Annotated in this window: 15 protein-coding genes and 1 other RNA gene; 8 read left to right on the top strand and 8 right to left on the bottom strand. The window is 63.8% G+C overall.

Annotation, left to right across the window (positions count from 1 at the left end):
* The first annotated feature begins 55 nt into the window (after nt 1–55).
* Complete coding sequence (gene yhbY, locus G1E_RS14660; RefSeq protein ID WP_009685341.1) at nt 56–364, top strand: ribosome assembly RNA-binding protein YhbY; 309 nt, start codon at nt 56–58, stop codon at nt 362–364.
* Between the two features lie 152 nt (nt 365–516).
* Here the strand turns inward: yhbY and guaD are convergent, their stop codons facing one another.
* From guaD to xdhA, 4 genes are all read right to left on the bottom strand, one after another.
* Nucleotides 517–1,821, bottom strand: coding sequence for a guanine deaminase (gene guaD / locus G1E_RS14655; protein ID WP_009683927.1), 1,305 nt, complete (start codon nt 1,819–1,821; stop codon nt 517–519).
* Nucleotides 1,822–1,831: 10 nt separating this feature from the next.
* A complete protein-coding gene (gene xdhC / locus G1E_RS14650; RefSeq protein WP_009683926.1) occupies nt 1,832–2,677 on the bottom strand; it encodes a xanthine dehydrogenase accessory protein XdhC in 846 nt (281 codons plus the stop codon).
* A 162-nt stretch (nt 2,678–2,839) separates the two neighbouring features.
* Nucleotides 2,840–5,239 carry a xanthine dehydrogenase molybdopterin binding subunit gene (xdhB, locus tag G1E_RS14645; RefSeq protein ID WP_009683925.1) on the bottom strand — a complete coding sequence of 800 codons (2,400 nt, stop codon included), beginning with the start codon at nt 5,237–5,239 and terminating at the stop codon, nt 2,840–2,842.
* The gene (gene xdhA / locus G1E_RS14640) at nt 5,232–6,686 is read right to left on the bottom strand and encodes a xanthine dehydrogenase small subunit (protein ID WP_009683924.1); all 1,455 of its coding nucleotides are present in this window, start codon (nt 6,684–6,686) and stop codon (nt 5,232–5,234) included. The genes xdhB and xdhA overlap by 8 nt, the downstream gene beginning before the upstream one ends.
* Before the next feature lie 268 nt (nt 6,687–6,954).
* On the opposite strand from xdhA, the gene G1E_RS14635 reads away from it, so the two are divergent.
* The 5 genes from G1E_RS14635 to ffs all read left to right on the top strand — a co-directional run bounded on the left by G1E_RS14635 (nt 6,955) and on the right by ffs (nt 15,088).
* Nucleotides 6,955–7,614 (top strand): GntR family transcriptional regulator, encoded by a 660-nt coding sequence (locus G1E_RS14635; RefSeq protein ID WP_009683923.1) that lies wholly within the window; start codon nt 6,955–6,957, stop codon nt 7,612–7,614.
* A gap of 3 nt (nt 7,615–7,617) precedes the next feature.
* Entirely contained in the window at nt 7,618–11,106 is a 3,489-nt protein-coding gene (gene smc, locus G1E_RS14630) for a chromosome segregation protein SMC (RefSeq protein ID WP_009683922.1), read from the top strand.
* Between the two features lie 205 nt (nt 11,107–11,311).
* A complete protein-coding gene (gene zipA, locus G1E_RS14625; RefSeq protein WP_009683921.1) occupies nt 11,312–12,202 on the top strand; it encodes a cell division protein ZipA in 891 nt (296 codons plus the stop codon).
* A gap of 205 nt (nt 12,203–12,407) precedes the next feature.
* Nucleotides 12,408–14,738, top strand: a complete 2,331-nt coding sequence (ligA, locus tag G1E_RS14620; RefSeq protein ID WP_009683920.1) for an NAD-dependent DNA ligase LigA — start codon at nt 12,408–12,410, stop codon at nt 14,736–14,738.
* A gap of 253 nt (nt 14,739–14,991) precedes the next feature.
* Nucleotides 14,992–15,088: signal recognition particle sRNA small type (gene ffs / locus G1E_RS27655), an RNA gene on the top strand.
* Between the two features lie 28 nt (nt 15,089–15,116).
* On the opposite strand, the gene G1E_RS14615 is transcribed toward ffs, so the two are convergent.
* A complete protein-coding gene (locus G1E_RS14615; protein WP_009683919.1) occupies nt 15,117–15,536 on the bottom strand; it encodes a helix-turn-helix domain-containing protein in 420 nt (139 codons plus the stop codon).
* Between the two features lie 82 nt (nt 15,537–15,618).
* Between G1E_RS14615 and G1E_RS14610 the strand changes: the two genes are divergently transcribed.
* A complete protein-coding gene (locus G1E_RS14610) occupies nt 15,619–16,107 on the top strand; it encodes a DUF2938 domain-containing protein (RefSeq protein WP_009683918.1) in 489 nt (162 codons plus the stop codon).
* Between the two features lie 15 nt (nt 16,108–16,122).
* Here the strand turns inward: G1E_RS14610 and G1E_RS14605 are convergent, their stop codons facing one another.
* The 3 genes from G1E_RS14605 to G1E_RS14595 all read right to left on the bottom strand — a co-directional run bounded on the left by G1E_RS14605 (nt 16,123) and on the right by G1E_RS14595 (nt 17,491).
* Nucleotides 16,123–16,302: a hypothetical protein gene (locus tag G1E_RS14605; protein WP_009683917.1), complete on the bottom strand. Its 180-nt coding sequence runs from the start codon at nt 16,300–16,302 to the stop codon at nt 16,123–16,125.
* A 33-nt stretch (nt 16,303–16,335) separates the two neighbouring features.
* Nucleotides 16,336–16,530: a hypothetical protein gene (locus G1E_RS14600; RefSeq protein ID WP_009683916.1), complete on the bottom strand. Its 195-nt coding sequence runs from the start codon at nt 16,528–16,530 to the stop codon at nt 16,336–16,338.
* 187 nt (nt 16,531–16,717) lie between these two features.
* Nucleotides 16,718–17,491, bottom strand: a complete 774-nt coding sequence (locus G1E_RS14595) for an ABC transporter substrate-binding protein (RefSeq protein WP_009683915.1) — start codon at nt 17,489–17,491, stop codon at nt 16,718–16,720.
* Between the two features lie 120 nt (nt 17,492–17,611).
* Between G1E_RS14595 and dnaX the strand changes: the two genes are divergently transcribed.
* Nucleotides 17,612–19,669 carry a DNA polymerase III subunit gamma/tau gene (dnaX, locus tag G1E_RS14590; RefSeq protein WP_047149905.1) on the top strand — a complete coding sequence of 686 codons (2,058 nt, stop codon included), beginning with the start codon at nt 17,612–17,614 and terminating at the stop codon, nt 19,667–19,669.
* Nucleotides 19,670–19,695: the final 26 nt, after the last annotated feature.

Here is a 19,695-nt window from a genome sequence, read left to right as displayed (position 1 = left end):
GCCCTCGGGTAAAATGCCGGTCAATTTTACAGAATCAGACGGAAAGGGTCAGATTATGCCGCTCAATAACGAGCAGAAGAAGCAATACAAGTCCATTGGTCATGACCTGAAGCCGGTCCTGATCGTTGCTGGCAATGGTTTGAATGAAGGCGTGGTCGCCGAGCTGGAACGCGCACTGGTCGATCATGAACTGATCAAGGTCGAGATTCGCTCGGAAGACCGCGAAGAACGCGCCGAGACCATCGCCGAGCTGTGCAAGGCCGGCCGCGCCGAACTGGTGCAGACCATCGGCAAGAAAGCCCTGATCTACCGCAAGAACCCACAACCGAACAAGCAGCTGTCCAACATTCACCGTTACAAGTAACGGAAAGGATAGCGCGCCGCCTGTGTAGGAGCGGCCTTGTGTCGCGATGGGCTGCGAAGCGGCCCCCTGCAATATCTGTGGTTAAGCTGATATCTGGGGGCTGCTTCGCAGCCCATCGCGACACAAGGCCGCTCCTACCAGGGCTGTGGCGGCTAGCGCTGGTGCACGCAACGCCCGGCAGCGTAGGTTTCACGCACGGTGCGGTCGTCACCCAGGGTGGTCAGCACGAACAGGGTCTCTTCAATGCTGTTGGACTGCTGAATGCGGTAGTCCAGCAGCGGCGTGGCCTTGTAGTCCAGCACCACGAAGTCGGCATCGTTGCCGGGGCGCAGGCTGCCGATGCGGTCGTCCAGGCGCAGCGCACGGGCGCCGCCTAGGGTGGCCAGGTACAGTGACTTGAACGGGTGCAGGCGCGCGCCTTGCAGTTGCATCACCTTGTACGCCTCGTTCAGGGTGTTGAGCAGCGAGAAGCTGGTCCCGGCGCCGACGTCGGTGCCCAGGCCCACATTGACCTTGAAGCGCTCGGCCTGCGGCAGGTTGAACAGGCCGCTGCCGAGGAACAGGTTGGAGGTGGGGCAGAAGGCCACGGCCGAGCCGGTTTCGGCCAAGCGCTGGCATTCGTCGTCGCACAGGTGCACGCCGTGGGCGAATACCGAGCGCTCGCCCAGCAGCTCGAAGTGGTCATAGACGTCCAGGTAACCCTTCTGCTCAGGGAACAGCGACTTGACCCAGTCGATTTCCTTGAGGTTTTCCGACAGGTGCGTGTGCATGTACACGCCCGGGTGCTCCTTGAGCAACTGGCCGGCCAGGGTCAACTGTTCAGGCGTGCTGGTCGGGGCGAACCGCGGGGTGACGGCGTAGTGCAGGCGGCCCTTGCCGTGCCAGCGTTCGATCAGCGCCTTGCTTTCGGCATAGCCGGACTCGGCAGTGTCGGTCAGGTAGTCCGGGGCGTTGCGGTCCATCATCACCTTGCCGGCGATCAGCCGCAGGTCCAGGCGCTCGGCCTCTTCGAACAGGGCATTCACCGATTCCGGGTGCACGCTGCCGAATACCAATGCGGTGGTGGTGCCGTTGCGCAGCAGTTCCTTGAGGAAGATCTTCGCCACCTGGTCGGCGTGGGCCTTGTCGGCAAACTGCTTTTCGCACGGGAAGGTGTAGGTGTTCAGCCAGTCCAGCAACTGCTCGCCGTAGGAGCCGATCATGCCGGTTTGCGGGAAGTGGATGTGGGTATCGATGAAACCCGGGGTGATCAGTGCGTCCTGGTAGTGCTCGACCGGAAAGTCCGCGGCCAGGGTCGGCAGCAGCTCGCTGGCGTGGCCGACGGCGCTGATGCGGCCATCGTCGACGACCAGCAGGCCGTCTTCGTAGTATTCATGGGATGCCTCCAGGCCCACCTCGGCCGGGTCAGCGATGCTGTGCAGGATGGCGGCACGGTAGGCTTTGCGGGTAACGGTCATAACTCACTCGTCAAAGGGCTTGGCTGCGCCGGGAAGGCGGCAGCAACTGGGCAATGGGGCCGGCATTGGCGGCAGCGTCGTGCTGGCCAAAGCAGGCGTTGTAGGTGGCGATGATTTCGCCGGCAATGGACACCGCGATCTCGATGGGCAGTTTGCCCTTGACCTCGGCCAGGCCCATCGGGCAGCGCATGCGCGCCATCAGCGCGTCGTCGTAGCCCCGCTCGCGCAGCCGGTGCTCGAATTTGACCCGTTTGGTCTTCGAGCCAATCAGGCCGAACCAGGTGAAGTCGTTGCGCTTGAGAATGGCGGCGGTCAGTTCCAGGTCGAGCTGATGGTTGTGGGTCATGACGATGCAGTAGCAACCTGGTGGCAGCTGTGCCACTTCGTCGACCGGCTCTTCACTGACCACCTTGGTCACCCCGTTGGGGATGAATTCGGGGAATTCCTGTTCACGCGAGTCGACCCAGCGCACCCGGCAGGGCAGGGCGGCGAGCAAGGGTACCAGAGCGCGGCCGACATGGCCCGCGCCGAACACGGCGATGTGCGCCTGCACGGCAGCCATGGGTTCGAACAGCAGCACGGTGACGCCGCCGCAGCACTGGCCCAGGCTGGCGCCGAGGCTGAAGCGTTCCAGGTGCGGCGTGGTGCGTTGTGCTTCAAGCATTTGCCGGGCGATGTGCAGGGCCTTGTATTCCAGGTGGCCACCGCCGATGGTGTCGAACAGGCCGCTGGCGCTGACCACCATCTTCGAGCCGGCATTACGCGGGGTCGAGCCGCGTTCCTCGATGATGGTCACCAGTACGCAGGCTTCGCCACGGGCCTGGTGGTCGGCGAGGGCGTTGATCCATTGGTGCATGATGCGACCTCTCTAAAGATCGACACGGCCCCCTTGTAGGAGCGGTCTCGTGTCGCGAATGGGCTGCACCGCAGCCCCGACAATCTATGCAGTAGCCAAGATCTTGGGGCCGCTTCGCGACCCTTTCGCGACACAAGGCCGCTCCTACAGGGCCTTGCGTTGTCAGTGGGTGACGGTTTCCAATTCATGTTCAGACGGTTGCTGCTGGGCCACCGCCTTTCGCATCTGCTCACACCCCCACAACACCCGCTCCGGCGTTGCCGGCGCGTCGATGTTCGGCTGCACGCGGTAATCGGCAAGGCTCGCCACGGCATCCTTGATCGCGCACCAGGCGGCAATGCCGAGCATGAACGGCGGCTCGCCCACGGCCTTGGAGTGGAACACGGTGTCTTCCGGGTTCTTGCGGTTTTCCACCAGCTTCACGCGCAGGTCCAGTGGCATGTCGGCCACTGCCGGAATCTTGTAGCTGGCCGGGCCGTTGGTCATCAGCTTGCCCTTGGCGTTCCACACCAGTTCCTCGGTGGTCAGCCAGCCCATGCCCTGGATGAAACCGCCCTCTACCTGGCCAATGTCGATGGCCGGGTTCAGCGAGTCACCGACATCGTGCAGGATATCGGCGCGCAACATCTTGTATTCACCCGTCAGGGTGTCGACGATCACCTCCACACAGGCAGCGCCGAAGGCGAAGTAGTAGAACGGCCGGCCACGGGCCTGGCTGCGGTCGTAGTAGATCTTCGGCGTGCGATAGAAGCCCGTGCTGGACAGCGACACCTGGGCAAAGTAGGCCTGCTGCACCAGCTGCTCGAAACTGACGATCTGTTCGCGCACCCGCACATGGCCGTTGCGGAACTCGACGTCTTCCTCGGTCACCTGGTAGTGCCGTGCGGCAAACTCGGTCAGGCGCTTCTTGAGGATCTCGGCCGCGTTCTGCGCCGCCTTGCCATTCAGGTCGGCACCGCTCGAGGCGGCCGTGGGCGAGGTGTTGGGCACTTTGTCGGTATTGGTGGCGGTGATCTGGATACGGCTGAAATCCACCTGGAAGATCTGTGCCACCACCTGCGCCACCTTGGTGTTCAGGCCCTGGCCCATTTCGGTGCCGCCATGGTTCAGGTGGATGCTGCCATCGGTGTAGATGTGGATCAGCGCACCGGCCTGGTTGAGGAAGGTGGCGGTGAACGAAATGCCGAATTTGACCGGGGTCAGGGCCAGGCCTTTCTTCAGCACCGGGCTGTTGGCGTTGAAGCGGCGGATCGACTCGCGGCGCTCGGCGTAGTCGCTGCTGGCTTCCAGCTCGGCGGTCATCTCTTCGAGCATGTTGTGCTCGACGGTCTGGTAGTAATGCGTGACGTTGCGTTCGGTCTTGCCGTAGTAGTTGGCCTTGCGCACCGCCAGGGGGTCACGGCCCAGGTGGCGGGCAATGTGGTCCATCACCTGTTCGATGGCAACCATGCCCTGCGGGCCGCCAAAGCCGCGGTACGCCGTGTTGGAGGCAGTGTTGGTCTTGCAGCGGTGACCATGCACGGTGGCATCGCCCAGGTAGTAGGCATTGTCTGAGTGGAACATGGCGCGGTCGACGATCGAGCCAGACAGGTCGGGCGAATAGCCACAGTTGCCGGCCAGGTCCAGATTGATGCCATGCAGGCGCCCATTCTCATCGAAGCCCACGTCGTACTCGACGTAGAACGGGTGGCGCTTGCCGGTCATGGTCATGTCTTCGACCCGCGGCAGGCGCATCTTGGTCGGCTGGCCGGTCAGGCGCGCCACCACCGCGCACAGGCAGGCCGGGCTGGCGGCCTGGGTCTCCTTGCCGCCAAAGCCGCCGCCCATGCGGCGCATGTCCAGCACCACCTTGTTCATCGGCACGTCGAGTACTTCGGCGACCAGCTTCTGCACCTCGGTGGGGTTCTGCGTGGAGCAGTAGACGATCATGCCGCCATCTTCGGTAGGCATCACCGAGGAAATCTGCGTTTCCAGGTAGAAGTGCTCTTGGCCACCGATGTGCAGGGTGCCCTGGAGGCGGTGCGGGGCGCTGGCAAGGGCGCTGGCGGAATCGCCGCGCTGGTGGGTGTGGCTGTCGAGCACGAAGTGCCGCTTGCGCAGCGCGTCGACCACGTCCAGCACCGGCTCCAGGTCCTCGTACTCGACGATTGCGGCCATGGCCGCCTTGCGTGCGGTGTCCAGGTCACGTGCAGCCACGGCCAGCACCGGCTGGCCGAAGAACTCGACCTTGTCGATAGCCAGCAGCGGGTCACCCGCCACCACCGGGCCGATGTCCTTCAGGCCAGGGATGTCTTCGTGGGTGATGGCGATGCGCACGCCCTCGAAGGCATAGCACGGCGTGGTGTCGATGCGCAGGATGCGCGCATGGGCACGGTCGGCGGTGCGGGCATAGACGTGCAGCTGGTTGGGGAATTCCAGGCGGTCGTCGATGTACAGCGCCTCGCCGGAGACATGTTTGTCGGCGCTGTCGTGCTTGACGCTGCGGCCAACCCCGGTGGTCAGGTGCTGGCTGAACAGTTCGGCCATCTCGGCCTGGCTCTTGGCTACATGGTGGTTAGACATAAGCGGTCACCCGGGTTTCGATGTGCGGCGATTGCTGTTCGATGAAGTACTTGCGCAGCAGGTTCTGTGCAGTCAGCAGGCGGTATTCCTTGCTGGCGCGGAAGTCGCTGAGCGGGGTGAAGTCTTCGGCCAGGGCCTGGCAGGCACGCTCGATGGCCGCCGCGTTCCAGGGTTTGCCGCGCAGCGCGGCTTCGCAGGCGCGCGCGCGCTTGGGTATCGCTGCCATGCCGCCAAAGGCGATGCGCACACCGCTGACCACCCCGTCCTCGATGCTCAGGTTGAAAGCGCCGCACACGGCGGAGATGTCGTCGTCCAGGCGCTTGGATACCTTGTAGGCACGGAACGCCCAGTCGCGGCTGGCGCGTGGCACGATGATCTTCTCGATGAACTCGCTGTCCTGGCGGGCAGTGATGCGGTAGTCGATGAAGTAATCCTCCAGCGGCATCACCCGTTGACGCTCACCCTGGCGCAGCACCACCTGCGCATCCAGGGCGATCAGCAGGGGTGGCGAGTCGCCAATCGGTGAGGCATTGCCAATGTTGCCACCGAGGGTGCCCTGGTTGCGGATCTGCAGCGAGGCGAAGCGGTGCAGCAGGGCACCGAAGTCGGGGTACTCGTCGTTCAGGGCGCCGTAGCAGTCGGTGAGCGGGGTTGCGGCGCCGATTTCCAGGTGGCTGGCGGTTTTCTCGATGCGTTTGAGTTCGGCGACGTGGCCCACGTAGATCATCACCGGCAGGGTCTTGTGGAACTGGGTGACTTCCAGGGCCAGGTCTGTACCGCCGGCCAGCAGCCGCGCCTCTGGGTGCGAGCTGTACAATTCGGCAAGATCCGCCACGGTCAGTGGCACCAGGCAGCGCTTGTCGCCGCTGTTCAGTTCACCGGTCTGGGTGGGGGCAATGGCCTTCAGGCGGCTGATGGTATGCGCCTGCTGGGCATCGAACTGGTCGCGGCAAGGCTGGCGGCAGCTCTGCTCGGCGGCGTCGAGGATCGGCCGGTAGCCGGTGCAGCGGCACAGGTTGCCGGCCAGGGCCTCCTGGGCCTGGTGCAGGTCGGCGCCGTCGCTGTTCTTTTGCAGGGCAAACAGCGACATCACGAAGCCGGGTGTGCAGAACCCGCATTGCGACCCATGGCAGTCGGCCATGGCTTGCTGCACGCTGTGCAGTTGGCCCTGGTGCTTGAGGCCCTCGACGCTGATCAGCTGCTTGCCATGCAGCGACGAGACGAAGGTCAGGCACGAGTTGAGGCTGCGGTAGCGCAGGTTGTCGTTGCCCTGTGCGTCCTGGGTCAGTTCACCGACCACCACGGTGCAGGCGCCGCAGTCACCGCTGGCGCAGCCTTCCTTGGTGCCGGGTTTGCCCAGGTGCTCGCGCAGGTACTGCAGCACCGTCATGTTAGGGTCCAGGGCGTGCTCACTACGCAGCTCCTGATTGACGAGAAACTGGATCACGGGGATGGCCTCGCAATGGTTTTATTGTTGTTGGGCGGACTCTAAGCAACACCTGTCCAGCAGGTCAATATTTTTCTGACCCAAGGGTCAAGAAATTGCGCATGGTCTCGCCCAACCCTGTTCATTGCCCATATTGCAAGCATAGATCGCGCCGGGCCCGCGGTTGTCTGCTGGGTCAAATAAACCGCCTGCCCCCTCTGCGCGACCAATGGTCAAGTGCGCTACACTTCGCCCCTTGTGCCCAGTTCAATGATTTTGAAGGAAAACCATGACGTTCAAGGCCCCGGACAGCCTCTCCGAGCAGATTGCCGATTACCTGGCCGAACGCATCATCCGCGGCGAGCTGGCGCCCGGCGAGCGCATTCAGGAGCAAAAGGTTACGCAGGCACTCAATGTCAGCCGCGGTTCGGTGCGCGAGGCGTTGCTGATTCTCGAACGCCGCCACTTGGTGGCGATCTTGCCGCGCCGCGGTGCCCATGTCACCGAGCTGGACGAACGCAGCGTGCGCAGCCTGTGCGCGCTGATGGGCGAGTTCTATATCCTGCTGGGCAATGCGGTTGCACAAAAATGGCGCACCGAAGCCGACCTGCGCCCGTTTCTGGAGATTCAGCAGCGGCTGCAGCGCGCCCACGACCGGCTGGACATCAAGGCTTTCGTCGGTGACAGCTTCGCGGTGATGCGCGCCGCCTATCCATTTGCCGATAATCCTTTCTTGCAGGAAACCGTGGAAAACCTGCAGCCGGCCATGAGCCGTGCCTATTATCTGGCGCTGGACCAACGCCAGGCCAACATGATCGATTACCTCGACCTGTTCGCCCGCCTGCTCGAAGCGGTGGTCGCCCGTGACCTGCCGCACATTCGCGAGGTGCTTACCGCTTACTGCCAGCGCAGCTGCGAACTGGTGCTGGCGGCACTGGCCCGAGGCTGACCGATGCGCCTCAAATGCATTCGCCTGGCTGGCTTCAAGTCGTTCGTCGACCCGACCACAGTCAATTTCCCCAGCAACATGGCGGCCGTGGTCGGACCCAACGGCTGCGGCAAATCCAACATCATCGACGCGGTGCGCTGGGTGATGGGCGAGAGCTCGGCGAAGAACCTGCGCGGCGAATCGATGACCGACGTCATCTTCAACGGCTCCAGTGGGCGCAAACCGGTCAGCCAGGCCAGCATCGAGCTAGTCTTCGACAACAGCGAAACCACCCTGGTCGGCGAGTATGCCGCGTACGCCGAAATTTCCATCCGCCGCAAGGTCACCCGCGACGGGCAGAACAGCTACTACCTGAACGGCACCAAGTGCCGCCGGCGCGACATCACCGACATTTTCCTCGGCACCGGGCTGGGGCCGCGCAGCTACTCGATCATCGAACAGGGCATGATCTCCAAGCTGATCGAGGCCAAGCCCGAAGAGTTGCGCAATTTCATCGAGGAAGCCGCCGGCATCTCCAAATACAAGGAGCGCCGCCGCGAAACCGAGAACCGTATCCGCCGCACCCAGGAAAACCTGGCGCGCCTGACCGACCTGCGTGAAGAACTGGAACGCCAGCTCGAGCGCCTGCACCGCCAGGCCCAGGCCGCGGAAAAGTACCGTGAGTACAAGGCGCAGGAACGGCAGCTGAAAGCGCGGCTGTCGGCCTTGCGCTGGCGCGACCTGGACGAGCGGGTACGCCAGCGCGAGTCGGTGATTGGTGATCAGGGCGTGGCCCACGAGGCATTGGTGGCCGAGCAGCGCAACGCCGATGCCAGCATCGAGCGCCTGCGTGACGGCCATCACGAGTTGTCCGAGCGGTTCAACCAGGTGCAGGGCCGTTTCTATTCGGTGGCCGGTGACATTGCCCGGGTCGAGCAGAGTATCCAGCACGGCCAGCAGCGCCTGCGCCAGTTGCAGGACGACTTCAACGAGGCCGAGCGCACCCGTTTGGAAACCGAGTCGCACCTGGGGCATGACCGCACCTTGCTGGCGACCCTGGGCGAAGAGTTGGCCATGCTCGAACCCGAGCAGGAAATGACCCTGGCCGCCGCCGAAGAAGCTGCGGCGGCGCTGGAAGAGGCCGAGCTGGCCATGCACGGCTGGCAAGAGCAGTGGGACAGCTTCAACAGCCGCTCTGCCGAACCGCGCCGCCAGGCCGAAGTGCAGCAGGCGCGCCTGCAGCAGCTGGAAGCCAGCCTGGAGCGCCAGGCCGAGCGCCAGCGCAAGCTGGGCGAAGAGCGCGAGCAACTGGGGAGCGATCCGCAGGACGCCACCCTGCTGGATCTGGCCGAGCAGCTGGCCAGCAGCGAAATGTTGCTGGAAGAACTGCAGCTCTCCGAAGAACAGGTGGTCGAGCGTCTGGAAAGCGCGCGCGGGCAGTTGCAGCAGGCTACCCAGGCCCAGCAGCAGGCACAGGGCGACCTGCAGCGCCTGGGCGGCCGCCTGGCATCCTTGGAAGCGTTGCAGCAGGCAGCCCTGGAGCCGGGGGCGGGCGCCGCAGACTGGCTGCAGGGCCAGGGCCTGGAGCAACAGCCACGCTTGGCTGAAGGCTTGCGGGTAGAACCGGGCTGGGAGCTTGCCGTAGAAACCGTGCTCGGCGCTGACCTGCAGGCCGTGCTGGTGGACGATTTCAACGGCCTCGATTTTGCCGGTTTGGAACAAGGCGAGCTGCGCTTGCTGCAGGCCAGCGATGCCAGCGCGTCGTTGCCCGGCAGCCTGCTGGAAAAGGTCGAAGGCGGTGTCGATCTGGCACCCTGGCTGGGCCAGGTCAAGCCTGTCGAAGACTTGGCCCCGGCGCTGGCGCAGCGCATAGCGCTTGGCGACGGCCAGAGCCTGGTCAGCCGCGATGGCTACTGGGTTGGCCGGCACTTCTTGCGGGTGCGCCGTGGTGGTGAGGCCGAAGGCGGTGTGCTGGCGCGTGGCCAGGAAATCGACCGCCTGGGCCAGGAACAACTGCAGCAGGAAGCGGCGTTGGAACAACTTGAGCAACAGTTGCAAACCCTGCGCGAGCAGCAGCTGGACCTGGAGGAACAGCGCGAGCAACTGCGCCGCCGCAGCCAGGAAGAAAACCGCCTGCACGGTGAACTGAAAGCCAGCCTCTCGGCCAGCCGTGCGCGCGCCGAACAGGTCGAGCTGCGCCGCCGGCGCTTGCAGGAAGAACTGGCCGAACTGGAAGAACAGCGCGCCCTTGAGCACGAACAACTGGGCGAAGCCCGCCTGTTGCTGCAAGAGGCGGTGGAGCTGATGGCCCAGGACACCGAGCAGCGCGAGCAATTGATGGCCCGCCGCGACGCCCTGCGCGAAAGCCTCGACCGGGTGCGCCAGGAGGCCCGCCAGCACAAGGACCACGCCCACCAGCTGGCCGTGCGGCTGGGCTCGCTGCGTGCGCAGCATGACTCCACCCGCCAGGCCCTGGAGCGCCTGGAGCAGCAAGCAGCGAGGCTGACCGAGCGCCAGGAGCAACTGAGCCTGAACCTGGAGGAGGGCGAGGCACCACAGGAGGAGTTGCGCCTGAAGCTCGAAGCGCTGCTGGAACTGCGCATGAGTGTTGACGAGGAAATGCGCCTGGCGCGCCTGCACATGGACGAAGCCGACCGCGAATTGCGCGAGGCCGAGAAGCGTCGCTCACAGGCCGAGCAGCAGGCGCTGTTGTTGCGCGGCCAGCTGGAGCAGTTGCGGTTGGAGTGCCAGGGCCTGGATGTGCGGCGCAAGACCCTGCAGGAGCAGCTGCTGGCCGACGGTTACGACCTGCAAGGGGTGCTCGCCACCCTGGAGGCCGATGCCAGCGAGCAGGGCACCGAACAGGCGCTGGAACAACTCGAGGCGCGTATCCAGCGCCTGGGGGCGATCAACCTCGCCGCCATTGAGGAGTACGAGCAACAATCCGAGCGCAAGCGCTACCTGGATGCCCAGGACGCCGACCTGGTGGAGGCGCTGGAGACCCTGGAAAACGTCATTCGCAAGATCGACAAGGAAACCCGCAACCGCTTCAAGGATACCTTTGATCAGATAAATGCCGGATTACAGGCACTTTTCCCAAAAGTTTTCGGTGGTGGCAGCGCTTATCTGGAACTGACGGGCGAAGATCTACTCGATACAGGGGTGACGATCATGGCGCGACCGCCGGGCAAGAAGAACAGCACCATCCATCTGCTGTCCGGCGGCGAAAAGGCACTGACCGCATTGGCGCTGGTGTTTGCCATCTTCAAGTTGAACCCCGCACCGTTCTGCATGCTCGACGAAGTCGATGCGCCGCTGGACGATGCCAACGTCGGGCGCTACGCGCGCCTGGTCAAGGAAATGAGTGAGAGCGTGCAGTTCATCTACATCACCCATAACAAGATTGCGATGGAGATGGCCGATCAACTGATGGGGGTAACCATGCATGAACCCGGTTGTTCACGTCTTGTTGCAGTTGATGTGGAGGCCGCCATGGCCATGGTCGATGCGTGATGCGCGACGATGCGGGCACTTTCTCCAACGAAATGCCCCCGTCATGTGCGACAGACGGTGTAAAGTTGTCTTTGGTCGTGCTAGCTTAATGTCACTCGTTTATTGCGTGGGTAAAACGCCTGTCAGAACATAGAGTTGGCGCCACGTGTTAAAGGGCTTTGAACCCTTTGTTTTCAAGCATATTTTTATAGAGGCACGGGATTACATGGAAATCGGTCTGCGCGAGTGGCTGATCCTCATCGGCATCATTGTCATTGCCGGTATTCTTTTCGACGGCTGGCGCCGCATGCGCGGCGGCAAAGGCAAGTTGAAATTCCGTCTGGACCGCAGTTATTCCAACCTGCCGGACGAAGAGGGCGGCAGTGCCGAAGTACTCGGCCCGTCGCGGGTACTGGATACCCATAAAGAACCGGAACTGGACGAAAGCGACCTGCCTTCGCTCAGCGCCTCGGCGCGTGACCGCGAGCGCGAGCCAAAGCCGGCCAAGGCCAGCAAGCGTGGCAAGCGCGCCACAGCCGCGGCCGATGTGCAGCAGGGCGACCTGGGCCTGAGCGCCGAGCCGCGCGAGCCCGACCTGTTCACCGACAGCGACGACGACTTCGCCGCCGAAAATACCCGTGGCAACCCGGCGCCCGCTGCCAGCAGCGTCAAGGAGCTGCCACCGGCCGAAGAGGTGCTGGTCATCAGCGTCATTTCCCGCGACGAGGGTGGCTTCAAGGGCCCGGCATTGTTGCAGAACATTCTTGAAAGCGGCCTGCGCTTCGGCGAAATGGACATCTTCCACCGCCACGAAAGCATGGCCGGCCACGGCGAAGTGCTGTTCTCCATGGCCAATGCGGTCAAGCCTGGTGTGTTCGACCTGGACGACATCGACCATTTCAGCACCCGTGCGGTGAGCTTCTTCCTCGGCCTGCCTGGCCCACGTCATCCGAAGCAGGCCTTTGACGTGATGGTGGCGGCCGCGCGCAAGCTGGCCCATGAACTGAATGGTGAGCTCAAGGACGACCAGCGCAGCGTGCTGACCGCCCAGACCATCGAGCACTATCGCCAGCGCATCGTCGAGTTCGAGCGCCGTGCGCTGACCCAGAAGCGCTGACAGATCCAACGAAAGAGCAGCCTGAGGGCGTGCTGGCCGGTTCGGGTGTTGTTACCTGTTCCGGCCTTGTCGCCTGCAAGCCAGCTCCCACAAGGGCCTGTGGGAGCTGGCTTGCCGGCGACAGGGCCAGGGCAGGCAATGGCTACTCCAGACCGCAGCCGCCGCCCCAGGCTGCTCTTTTGCTTTGCAAGAGAAGACAAACCCCATGACCGCCGAAACCCGTATCCACGAACTGCGTGCCGAACTCGACCAGCACAACTACCGCTACTACGTGCTCGACGAGCCCAGTGTGCCCGACGCCGAATACGACCGCCTGTTCAACGAGCTCAAGGCGTTGGAAGCCGAACACCCGCACCTGGTTACCCCCGACTCGCCCACCCAGCGCGTCGGCGGTGCGGCCCTGTCGGCCTTTAGCCAGGTGCGCCATGAAGTGCCCATGCTCAGCCTGGGCAACGCCTTCGAGGAGGCCGACCTGCGTGAGTTCGGCCGCCGCGTGGTGGACGGCCTCGATCAGCCGGGCGCGGTTGACTACAGCTGCGAACCCAAGCTCGATGGCCTGGCCGTTAGCCTGTTGTACCGCGACGGCCTGCTGGTGCAGGGTGCCACGCGCGGCGACGGCACCACTGGCGAAGATATCAGCGCCAACGTACGCACCGTGCGCAACATCCCGCTGAAGTTGCACGGCGAGGGCTGGCCCGCGGTGCTGGAAGTGCGTGGCGAGGTCTACATGAGCAAGGCCGGCTTCGACCGCCTCAATGCAGCCCAGGCCGAAGCCGGCGGCAAGACCTTCGCCAACCCGCGCAACGCGGCTGCCGGTAGCCTGCGCCAGCTCGATTCGAAAATCACGGCCAGCCGCCCGCTGGAGTTCTGCTGCTACGGCGTCGGTCAGCTGTCTGCCAGCATCGGCGACAGCCATATCGGCATCCTTGAACAGCTCAAGGCATGGGGCCTGCCGATCAGCCGCGAGCTCAAGCATGCGGCAGGGATCGAAGAGTGCCTGGATTACTACCGCGACATCGGTGAGCGGCGCAACAGCCTGCCGTATGAAATCGATGGTGTGGTGTTCAAGGTCAACAGCCTGGCCGCCCAGCGTGAACTGGGCTTCCGCGCCCGTGAACCGCGCTGGGCAATCGCCCACAAGTTCCCGGCCATGGAAGAGCTGACCGAGGTGCTGGACGTCGAGTTCCAGGTCGGCCGTACCGGCGCGGTCACCCCGGTGGCGCGCCTGAAACCGGTCAAGGTGGCGGGCGTGACCGTGTCCAACGCCACCCTGCACAACATGGACGAAATCGCCCGCCTGGGCCTGCGCATTGGCGACACGGTGATCATCCGCCGGGCCGGCGACGTGATCCCGCAGGTGATGCAGGTGGTGCTGGAGCGTCGCCCGGACGATGCCCGCCCGGTTGCCGTGCCAAGCGAGTGCCCGGTGTGTGGCTCGCAAGTCGAGCGCACCCAGCTGGTCAAGCGCAGCAAGGGCAAGGAGACCACCAGCGAAGGGGCGGTGTACCGCTGTGTCGGCCGCCTGGCCTGTGGTGCGCAGCTCAAGCAGGCGATCATTCACTATGTGTCGCGTCGCGCCATGGACATCGACGGGCTTGGCGAAAAAAGCGTCGAGCAGTTGGTGGACGAAGGCCTGATCGGCTCGCCGGCTGACCTGTACAAGCTGCAGTTCGAGCAGGTGGTCGGCCTGGAAGGCTTCGCCGAGGTGTCCACCCGCAAACTGCTGGATGCCATCGAAGCCAGCAAGCGGCCGAGCCTGGCGCGTTTCATCTATGCGCTGGGCATACCGGATGTGGGTGAGGAGACGGCCAAGGTGCTGGCCCGTTCGCTGGGCAGCCTGGCGCGCGTGCAGCAGGCCTTGCCGCAGGTGCTGACGTATCTGCCGGACATTGGCCTTGAGGTCGCCTACGAGATTCACAACTTCTTCGAAGATGAGCACAACCAGAAGGTTATCCAGCAGTTGCTCGACAGCGGCATGCACCTGCAGGACGAAGGCGAGTTGGCCGCCGAATTCGCGGCCAGCACCAGCTTGGCCGGCATGATCGCCAAGCTCGACATCGCTTCGGTAGGCCCAACCGGTGCCGAGAAACTGGTAGCCAAGCTCGACAGCCTGGACAAGATCATCGCTGCCGACGGCATCGACCTGCGCCAGGCATTGGCGGCCAAGCAGGCGGACGCGGTGCGTGAATTCTTCAAGGATGAGGCCAACCAGCAACTGGCGCGCGCGATCGAAGCGCAGTTGCTGGCGTTCGGCATGCACTGGACCAGCGAGAAGAAAGTCGCCGAGGGTTTGCCGCTGGCCGGCCAGACCTGGGTGCTGACCGGTACCCTGGAGCGCATGAGCCGGGATGTGGCCAAGGACAAGCTGGAAAGCCTTGGCGCCAAGGTGGCCGGTTCGGTGTCTGGCAGGACCCAGTGCGTGGTCGCAGGGCCGGGGGCTGGATCGAAGCTGGCCAAGGCCAGCGAGCTGGGCGTGAAGGTGCTGGACGAGGAGGCCTTCGTCGCGTTCCTGGCTGGGCAGGGCATCACTATTTAAGTCCCTGCGCGCGCCACTTGTGGGAGCGGGCATGCCCGCGAACACCGGCAAAGCCGGTGCCATCCATCGCGTAGCTTGCTTCGCGGGCACGCCCGCTCCCACAGGCCTCGCGCCAGTCTTGCCTGCAGCGCCACCCCAACCCAGACAAGTCATTGAGAAATGATGACTTTTTCTGCTCCCAGAGGTTGTATCTGCCCCCAAGACCGGTACAATGGCGCCACTCGCTGCTCAGCGAGGCATGTAGTGGTGGCCCCATCGGTCCCCCCGCATTGATTACCCGTTAACCTGGTCAGGCCCGGAAGGGAGCAGCCATAGCGGGAACATCGAGTGCCGGGGTGTGGCTGGGGGGGCCGCCTCCATTTCCGGGGTCGGAAAACCTCAATCTGCTGCGAACGCCTTCTTTCTGTCCTGCTTCTCGCCCAATGCTCCCACCGCCGACAGCTTCATCAGTCGCTGGAATTTAGGGCAGGCCAGATGATCCTCCTCAGGGCACTGCGCCGCATGTCGCAAGCCTTTGCTCATCGCCTGTAGGCGCCTGATCCGTGCATCCAGTTCATCGGCTTTGAGTAGCAGCTTCTGCCGGTCGACCTGCAGATTCACCAGCATCGCTCCCATCTCATCCAGCGAAAACCCCGCAGCCTGGCCCAAGGCGATCAGCGCCAAGCGGTCGGTCACATCGGCTGCGAACTGGCGCCGCTGGCCGTGTGCAGCGAGCGATTTGAGCAGCCCTTTCTTCTCGTAGTAACGCAGTGTCGAGGCGGGTACGCCCGTGCGTTTGGCAACGTCGGCTATGTCCATTTTGGGTCCTTGACTTAAAGCTGGCTTCAACTTCTATGCTGCGTGGCGTGGTGATGACAGTCAATCTATGGGGGATTTTTCAATGACGTTGACTGCGATGTTTTCAGCGGCCTTGCCGATTGGTATCGGTGCTACGGTAGTGATGGACATGTGGGGCCTGTTGCTGAGGCGCTTTGGCGTTGCCACCTTGAGTTTCGCCATGGTCGGGCGTTGGGCGGGGCATCTGCTGAATGGGCGGGTGCGGCATCAGGCGATTGCCAGGGCTGAGCCGGTGCGGCATGAGCAGGTGTTGGGGTGGGGGATTCATTACGCCGTCGGCGTGCTGTTCGCGATATTGCTGATTGGGTTTGTGGGGGAACGATGGTTGATGGCGCCTACCTTGCTGCCCGCGGTAGCGCTCGGCGTGGGCACGGCCGTTGCGCCGTTGTGTCTCATGCAGCCGTTGTTGGGGGCAGGGTTCTTTGCGTCGAGGACACCGGCGCCTGCGCGTAACTGCGTGAAGAGCCTGGCTACGCATTTTGTGTTTGGTGTGGGGTTGTTCCTGAGTGCGGGGCTGCGGGCCTCGGTGTGAGGACAGGCCAGGCGGTCAGAGCGAGCGCAGGATGAAAATGCCGGCAATCAGCATGAGCGCTGTAGAGAGGGCGCCAAGGTAAAACAGCAGCACGCCTGTCCAGGGGGAGGATGTTCTGAGCTTGCGCATTTCCTCGGCGAATGCCTCCGCTTCACTTCGTGCGTTTTCAGTGTGACTTGGGGGAGTGAAGCGCATTAGCGACTCCTTGTTACTGGATCGATCTAAAACTCACAGCTTGCTGGCCAGCGCCATGATGCCAACGATGGTCGTTACAACCGCTGAGCCAGTTGCTATGGGATGCCAAAGTGCTTCTTGTCTGAGCTTACGCGCTTCTGCCACGAATTTCTGCGTCTCGGCGCCTAGCTTGCGGCCTTCATTTTGTAACTTCTCAAGTTCGAGGTGTTCGCGGTCAGCCTGAAGCAAGCATGTTGTAGTCCATGGCACAGGCACCACGCGAGCTCGAATCGGTCGCAATACCCTGTGGGAGCGGGCGTGCCCGCGAAACAGGCGACGCGGTATAGGCACCCGCTTCGCCGTAGATCGCCGGCAAGCCAGCGACCACAGGGAGCGTGCTGGCTTGCTGCCTCTGTACATCACCAGCGCTTCTGTTTCACGGGCGAGCGACAGACGGGTTGTCGCTACGGCCCATCCCTGCGTATCGCTGCAGGATCCGCTCGATTTCCCCCGTCTGTTTCAGGCGCACCAAGGCCCGCAGCAGCCCTTGTGTGGGTATCGCCGGGTCGTTGCGCACCATGCACCCCAGGTCCTGCTCCTCCAGTACTGCCAGCACTTGCAGCTGCCGAGCTGCCGGCTGCCCCTGGTTGAACCACTGCAGCGACAACTCGTTGCTCACTGCATGGCGATAGCGGTGGGCTTGCAGTTTCTGCAGGACCAGCAGCTGGCTGCGGCTGTCTTCGCGACTCAGCCGGCCTTGGTCCAGCAGGGGTTGCAAGGTTGGATAGGTGTACCCCAGCACTGTACCGATGGCCTGGGGCGGCAGTTGCTCTGCTGCGACCGGGTTGCTGTCGCCAAGGCGCCCCACCAGCACGTCGCGCTGGTGAAACAGCGGGATGCTCCAGACAAAGTCCCCCGGGCGGTCATTGAACCATTGCGTGCTGACGTAGCAGCGCACATCAATGTCACCGCTGTTCATGGCCTCCTGCAAGCGCAGCCTGGCCATCACGTGATACTGCGGGCGGACCCCTGCTTCCCGGGCCAGCGCCTGTACAAGGTCATAGACCAGGCCCTCGACCGGCTGGTCATCTTCAATCCGCACCAGCGGCATGCTCCAGCTTTCAGCCACGGAAAAACGCAGCACCGGCTGTTCTGCCACGCTCTGGGTAGCCCAGACCAACAGCAAGGCCAGCAGTTTTCGCAAAAGCATCTCCTCCCTGGACAACAGGCGCCCGATTCATAGCTTAGACGAGCTGCGCAGGGTGCAATTTTGCCCCCGCTCCGCTAGCATTAGCGATCTTCCGCTCGATCAGGCTACGATGGTTTTTCGATGAGTTATCAGGTTCTTGCACGTAAATGGCGTCCGCGCTCGTTCCGCGAAATGGTCGGCCAGACCCATGTGCTCAAGGCCTTGATCAATGCCTTGGACAACCAGCGCCTGCACCATGCCTACCTGTTCACCGGTACTCGTGGCGTGGGCAAGACTACCATTGCCCGTATCATCGCCAAATGCCTGAACTGCGAGACGGGCATCACCTCCACGCCCTGCGGCACCTGTTCGGTGTGCCGGGAGATCGACGAGGGCCGCTTCGTCGACCTGATCGAAATCGACGCCGCCAGCCGTACCAAGGTCGAAGACACCCGCGAACTGCTCGATAACGTGCAGTACGCGCCCAGCCGTGGGCGCTTCAAGGTCTACCTGATCGACGAAGTGCACATGCTCTCGACGCACTCGTTCAATGCCTTGCTCAAGACACTGGAAGAGCCGCCGCCGTACGTCAAGTTCATCCTGGCCACCACCGACCCGCAGAAGCTGCCGGCCACCATCCTGTCGCGTTGCCTGCAGTTCTCGCTGAAGAACATGAGCCCAGAGCGGGTGGTCGAGCACCTCAGCCATGTGCTGGCTGCGGAGAACGTCCCGTTCGAGGCAGATGCCCTGTGGCTGTTGGGCCGCGCCGCCGACGGTTCCATGCGTGACGCCATGAGCCTGACCGACCAGGCCATCGCATTCGGCGAAGGCAAGGTGCTGGCCGCCGATGTGCGGGCCATGCTCGGCAGCCTCGACCACGGGCAGGTCTATGGGGTGCTGCAGGCGCTGCTCGAGGGCGATGCCCGGGCCCTGCTGGAGGCCGTGCGCAACCTGGCCGAGCAAGGGCCGGACTGGGCTGGCGTGCTGGCGGAAATGCTCAACGTGCTGCACCGTGTAGCCATCGCCCAAGCGCTGCCCGAGGCAGTGGACAACGGCCAGGGCGACCGTGACCGGGTGCTGGCGCTGGCCCAGGCATTACCGGCCGAGGATGTGCAGTTCTATTACCAGATGGGCCTGATCGGTCGGCGTGACCTGCCGCTGGCGCCGGACCCGCGTGGTGGCTTCGAGATGGTCTTGTTGCGAATGCTCGCCTTCCGCCCGGCCGACACCGACGATGCGCCGAAACCGGTGCTAAAGCCAGTGGGGATCAGCCAGGCCACAGCTGATCCTGCCAACCCGGTGGCAGCCCCTGCGCCTGCCGTGCCGCCGCCCGCCGCCGAGCCTGCGCCCGCGCCGCTGGTAGTGCCGCCGCCAGCCACGGTGGACCATGAGCCCGAGCTGCCCGCAGACGCCGAGCTGAGGGCCGAAGTCGAGGCCATTTCGGTGCCTGAGCCCGTCGCCGAGGTGGTCGACCTGCCGTGGGAGGACCCAGCCCCGACCAGCGCGCCTGTGGCGCCGCAGACGCCAGTCGCAGAGCCTGCGTCAGCCCCGCGGCCGACCCCGCAGGCGGCGCCTACGGCCGCGCCTGCCGTGCATGACGAGCCGCCTTTCGACCCGTCTGCCTACGCCGCCGTTGGCATGGACCGGGACGACGAGCCGCCGCTGGACGAAGACTACTACGGCGGCGAAAGCGATCCGGTTGGCTTCAGCTACTTCGACGAGTTAGCCGAACACGTTCAGGAAGAAGCCCCTGCGCCCGCGCCTGCTCCGTTGCCAGCCGCCAAGCCGGCCACCGGTCTGGCCCTGCAATGGCTGGAATTATTCCCACAGTTGCCTGTCTCGGGTATGACAGGCAACATCGCAGCAAACTGTACGCTGATTGCCGCCGATGGCGACGACTGGCTGCTGCACCTGGACCCAGGCCAGGGTGCGCTGTTCAACACGACCCAGCAGCGGCGCCTGAACGAGGCGCTCAACCAGCATCTGGGGCGCACGCTGAACCTGCGCATCGAACTGGTCCTGCCCGAGCAGGAAACCCCGGCCCAGGCCGCCGCGCGCAAGCGGGCCGAGCGTCAGCAGGGCGCCGTCGCCTCGATCGAGCAGGATCCATTGATCCAGCAGATGATCAAGTTGTTCGGTGCCAAGGTGCGGCAGGATACTATTGAGCCTGTAGAAGCCCTGGCCAACCAGGGCCAGTAACGGATAACCCTGCGGCCGGCCCGGCG

The organism is Pseudomonas sp. TJI-51 (genome assembly GCF_000190455.2).
GTDB classification, from domain to species: domain Bacteria; phylum Pseudomonadota; class Gammaproteobacteria; order Pseudomonadales; family Pseudomonadaceae; genus Aquipseudomonas; species Aquipseudomonas juntendi.
The sequence above is the reverse complement of the archived record's forward strand: the minus strand, read 5'-3'. Positions and strand labels throughout refer to the sequence as shown.

Coding starts and splice junctions, on each gene's coding strand:
- yhbY (WP_009685341.1), top strand. CDS start 56: ATGCCGCTCAATAACGAGCAGAAGAAGCAATACAAGTCCATTGGTCAT.
- guaD (WP_009683927.1), bottom strand. CDS start 1,821: ATGACCGTTACCCGCAAAGCCTACCGTGCCGCCATCCTGCACAGCATC.
- xdhC (WP_009683926.1), bottom strand. CDS start 2,677: ATGCACCAATGGATCAACGCCCTCGCCGACCACCAGGCCCGTGGCGAA.
- xdhB (WP_009683925.1), bottom strand. CDS start 5,239: ATGTCTAACCACCATGTAGCCAAGAGCCAGGCCGAGATGGCCGAACTG.
- G1E_RS14635 (WP_009683923.1), top strand. CDS start 6,955: ATGACGTTCAAGGCCCCGGACAGCCTCTCCGAGCAGATTGCCGATTAC.
- smc (WP_009683922.1), top strand. CDS start 7,618: ATGCGCCTCAAATGCATTCGCCTGGCTGGCTTCAAGTCGTTCGTCGAC.
- zipA (WP_009683921.1), top strand. CDS start 11,312: ATGGAAATCGGTCTGCGCGAGTGGCTGATCCTCATCGGCATCATTGTC.
- ligA (WP_009683920.1), top strand. CDS start 12,408: ATGACCGCCGAAACCCGTATCCACGAACTGCGTGCCGAACTCGACCAG.
- G1E_RS14615 (WP_009683919.1), bottom strand. CDS start 15,536: ATGGACATAGCCGACGTTGCCAAACGCACGGGCGTACCCGCCTCGACA.
- G1E_RS14610 (WP_009683918.1), top strand. CDS start 15,619: ATGACGTTGACTGCGATGTTTTCAGCGGCCTTGCCGATTGGTATCGGT.
- G1E_RS14605 (WP_009683917.1), bottom strand. CDS start 16,302: ATGCGCTTCACTCCCCCAAGTCACACTGAAAACGCACGAAGTGAAGCG.
- G1E_RS14595 (WP_009683915.1), bottom strand. CDS start 17,491: ATGCTTTTGCGAAAACTGCTGGCCTTGCTGTTGGTCTGGGCTACCCAG.
- dnaX (WP_047149905.1), top strand. CDS start 17,612: ATGAGTTATCAGGTTCTTGCACGTAAATGGCGTCCGCGCTCGTTCCGC.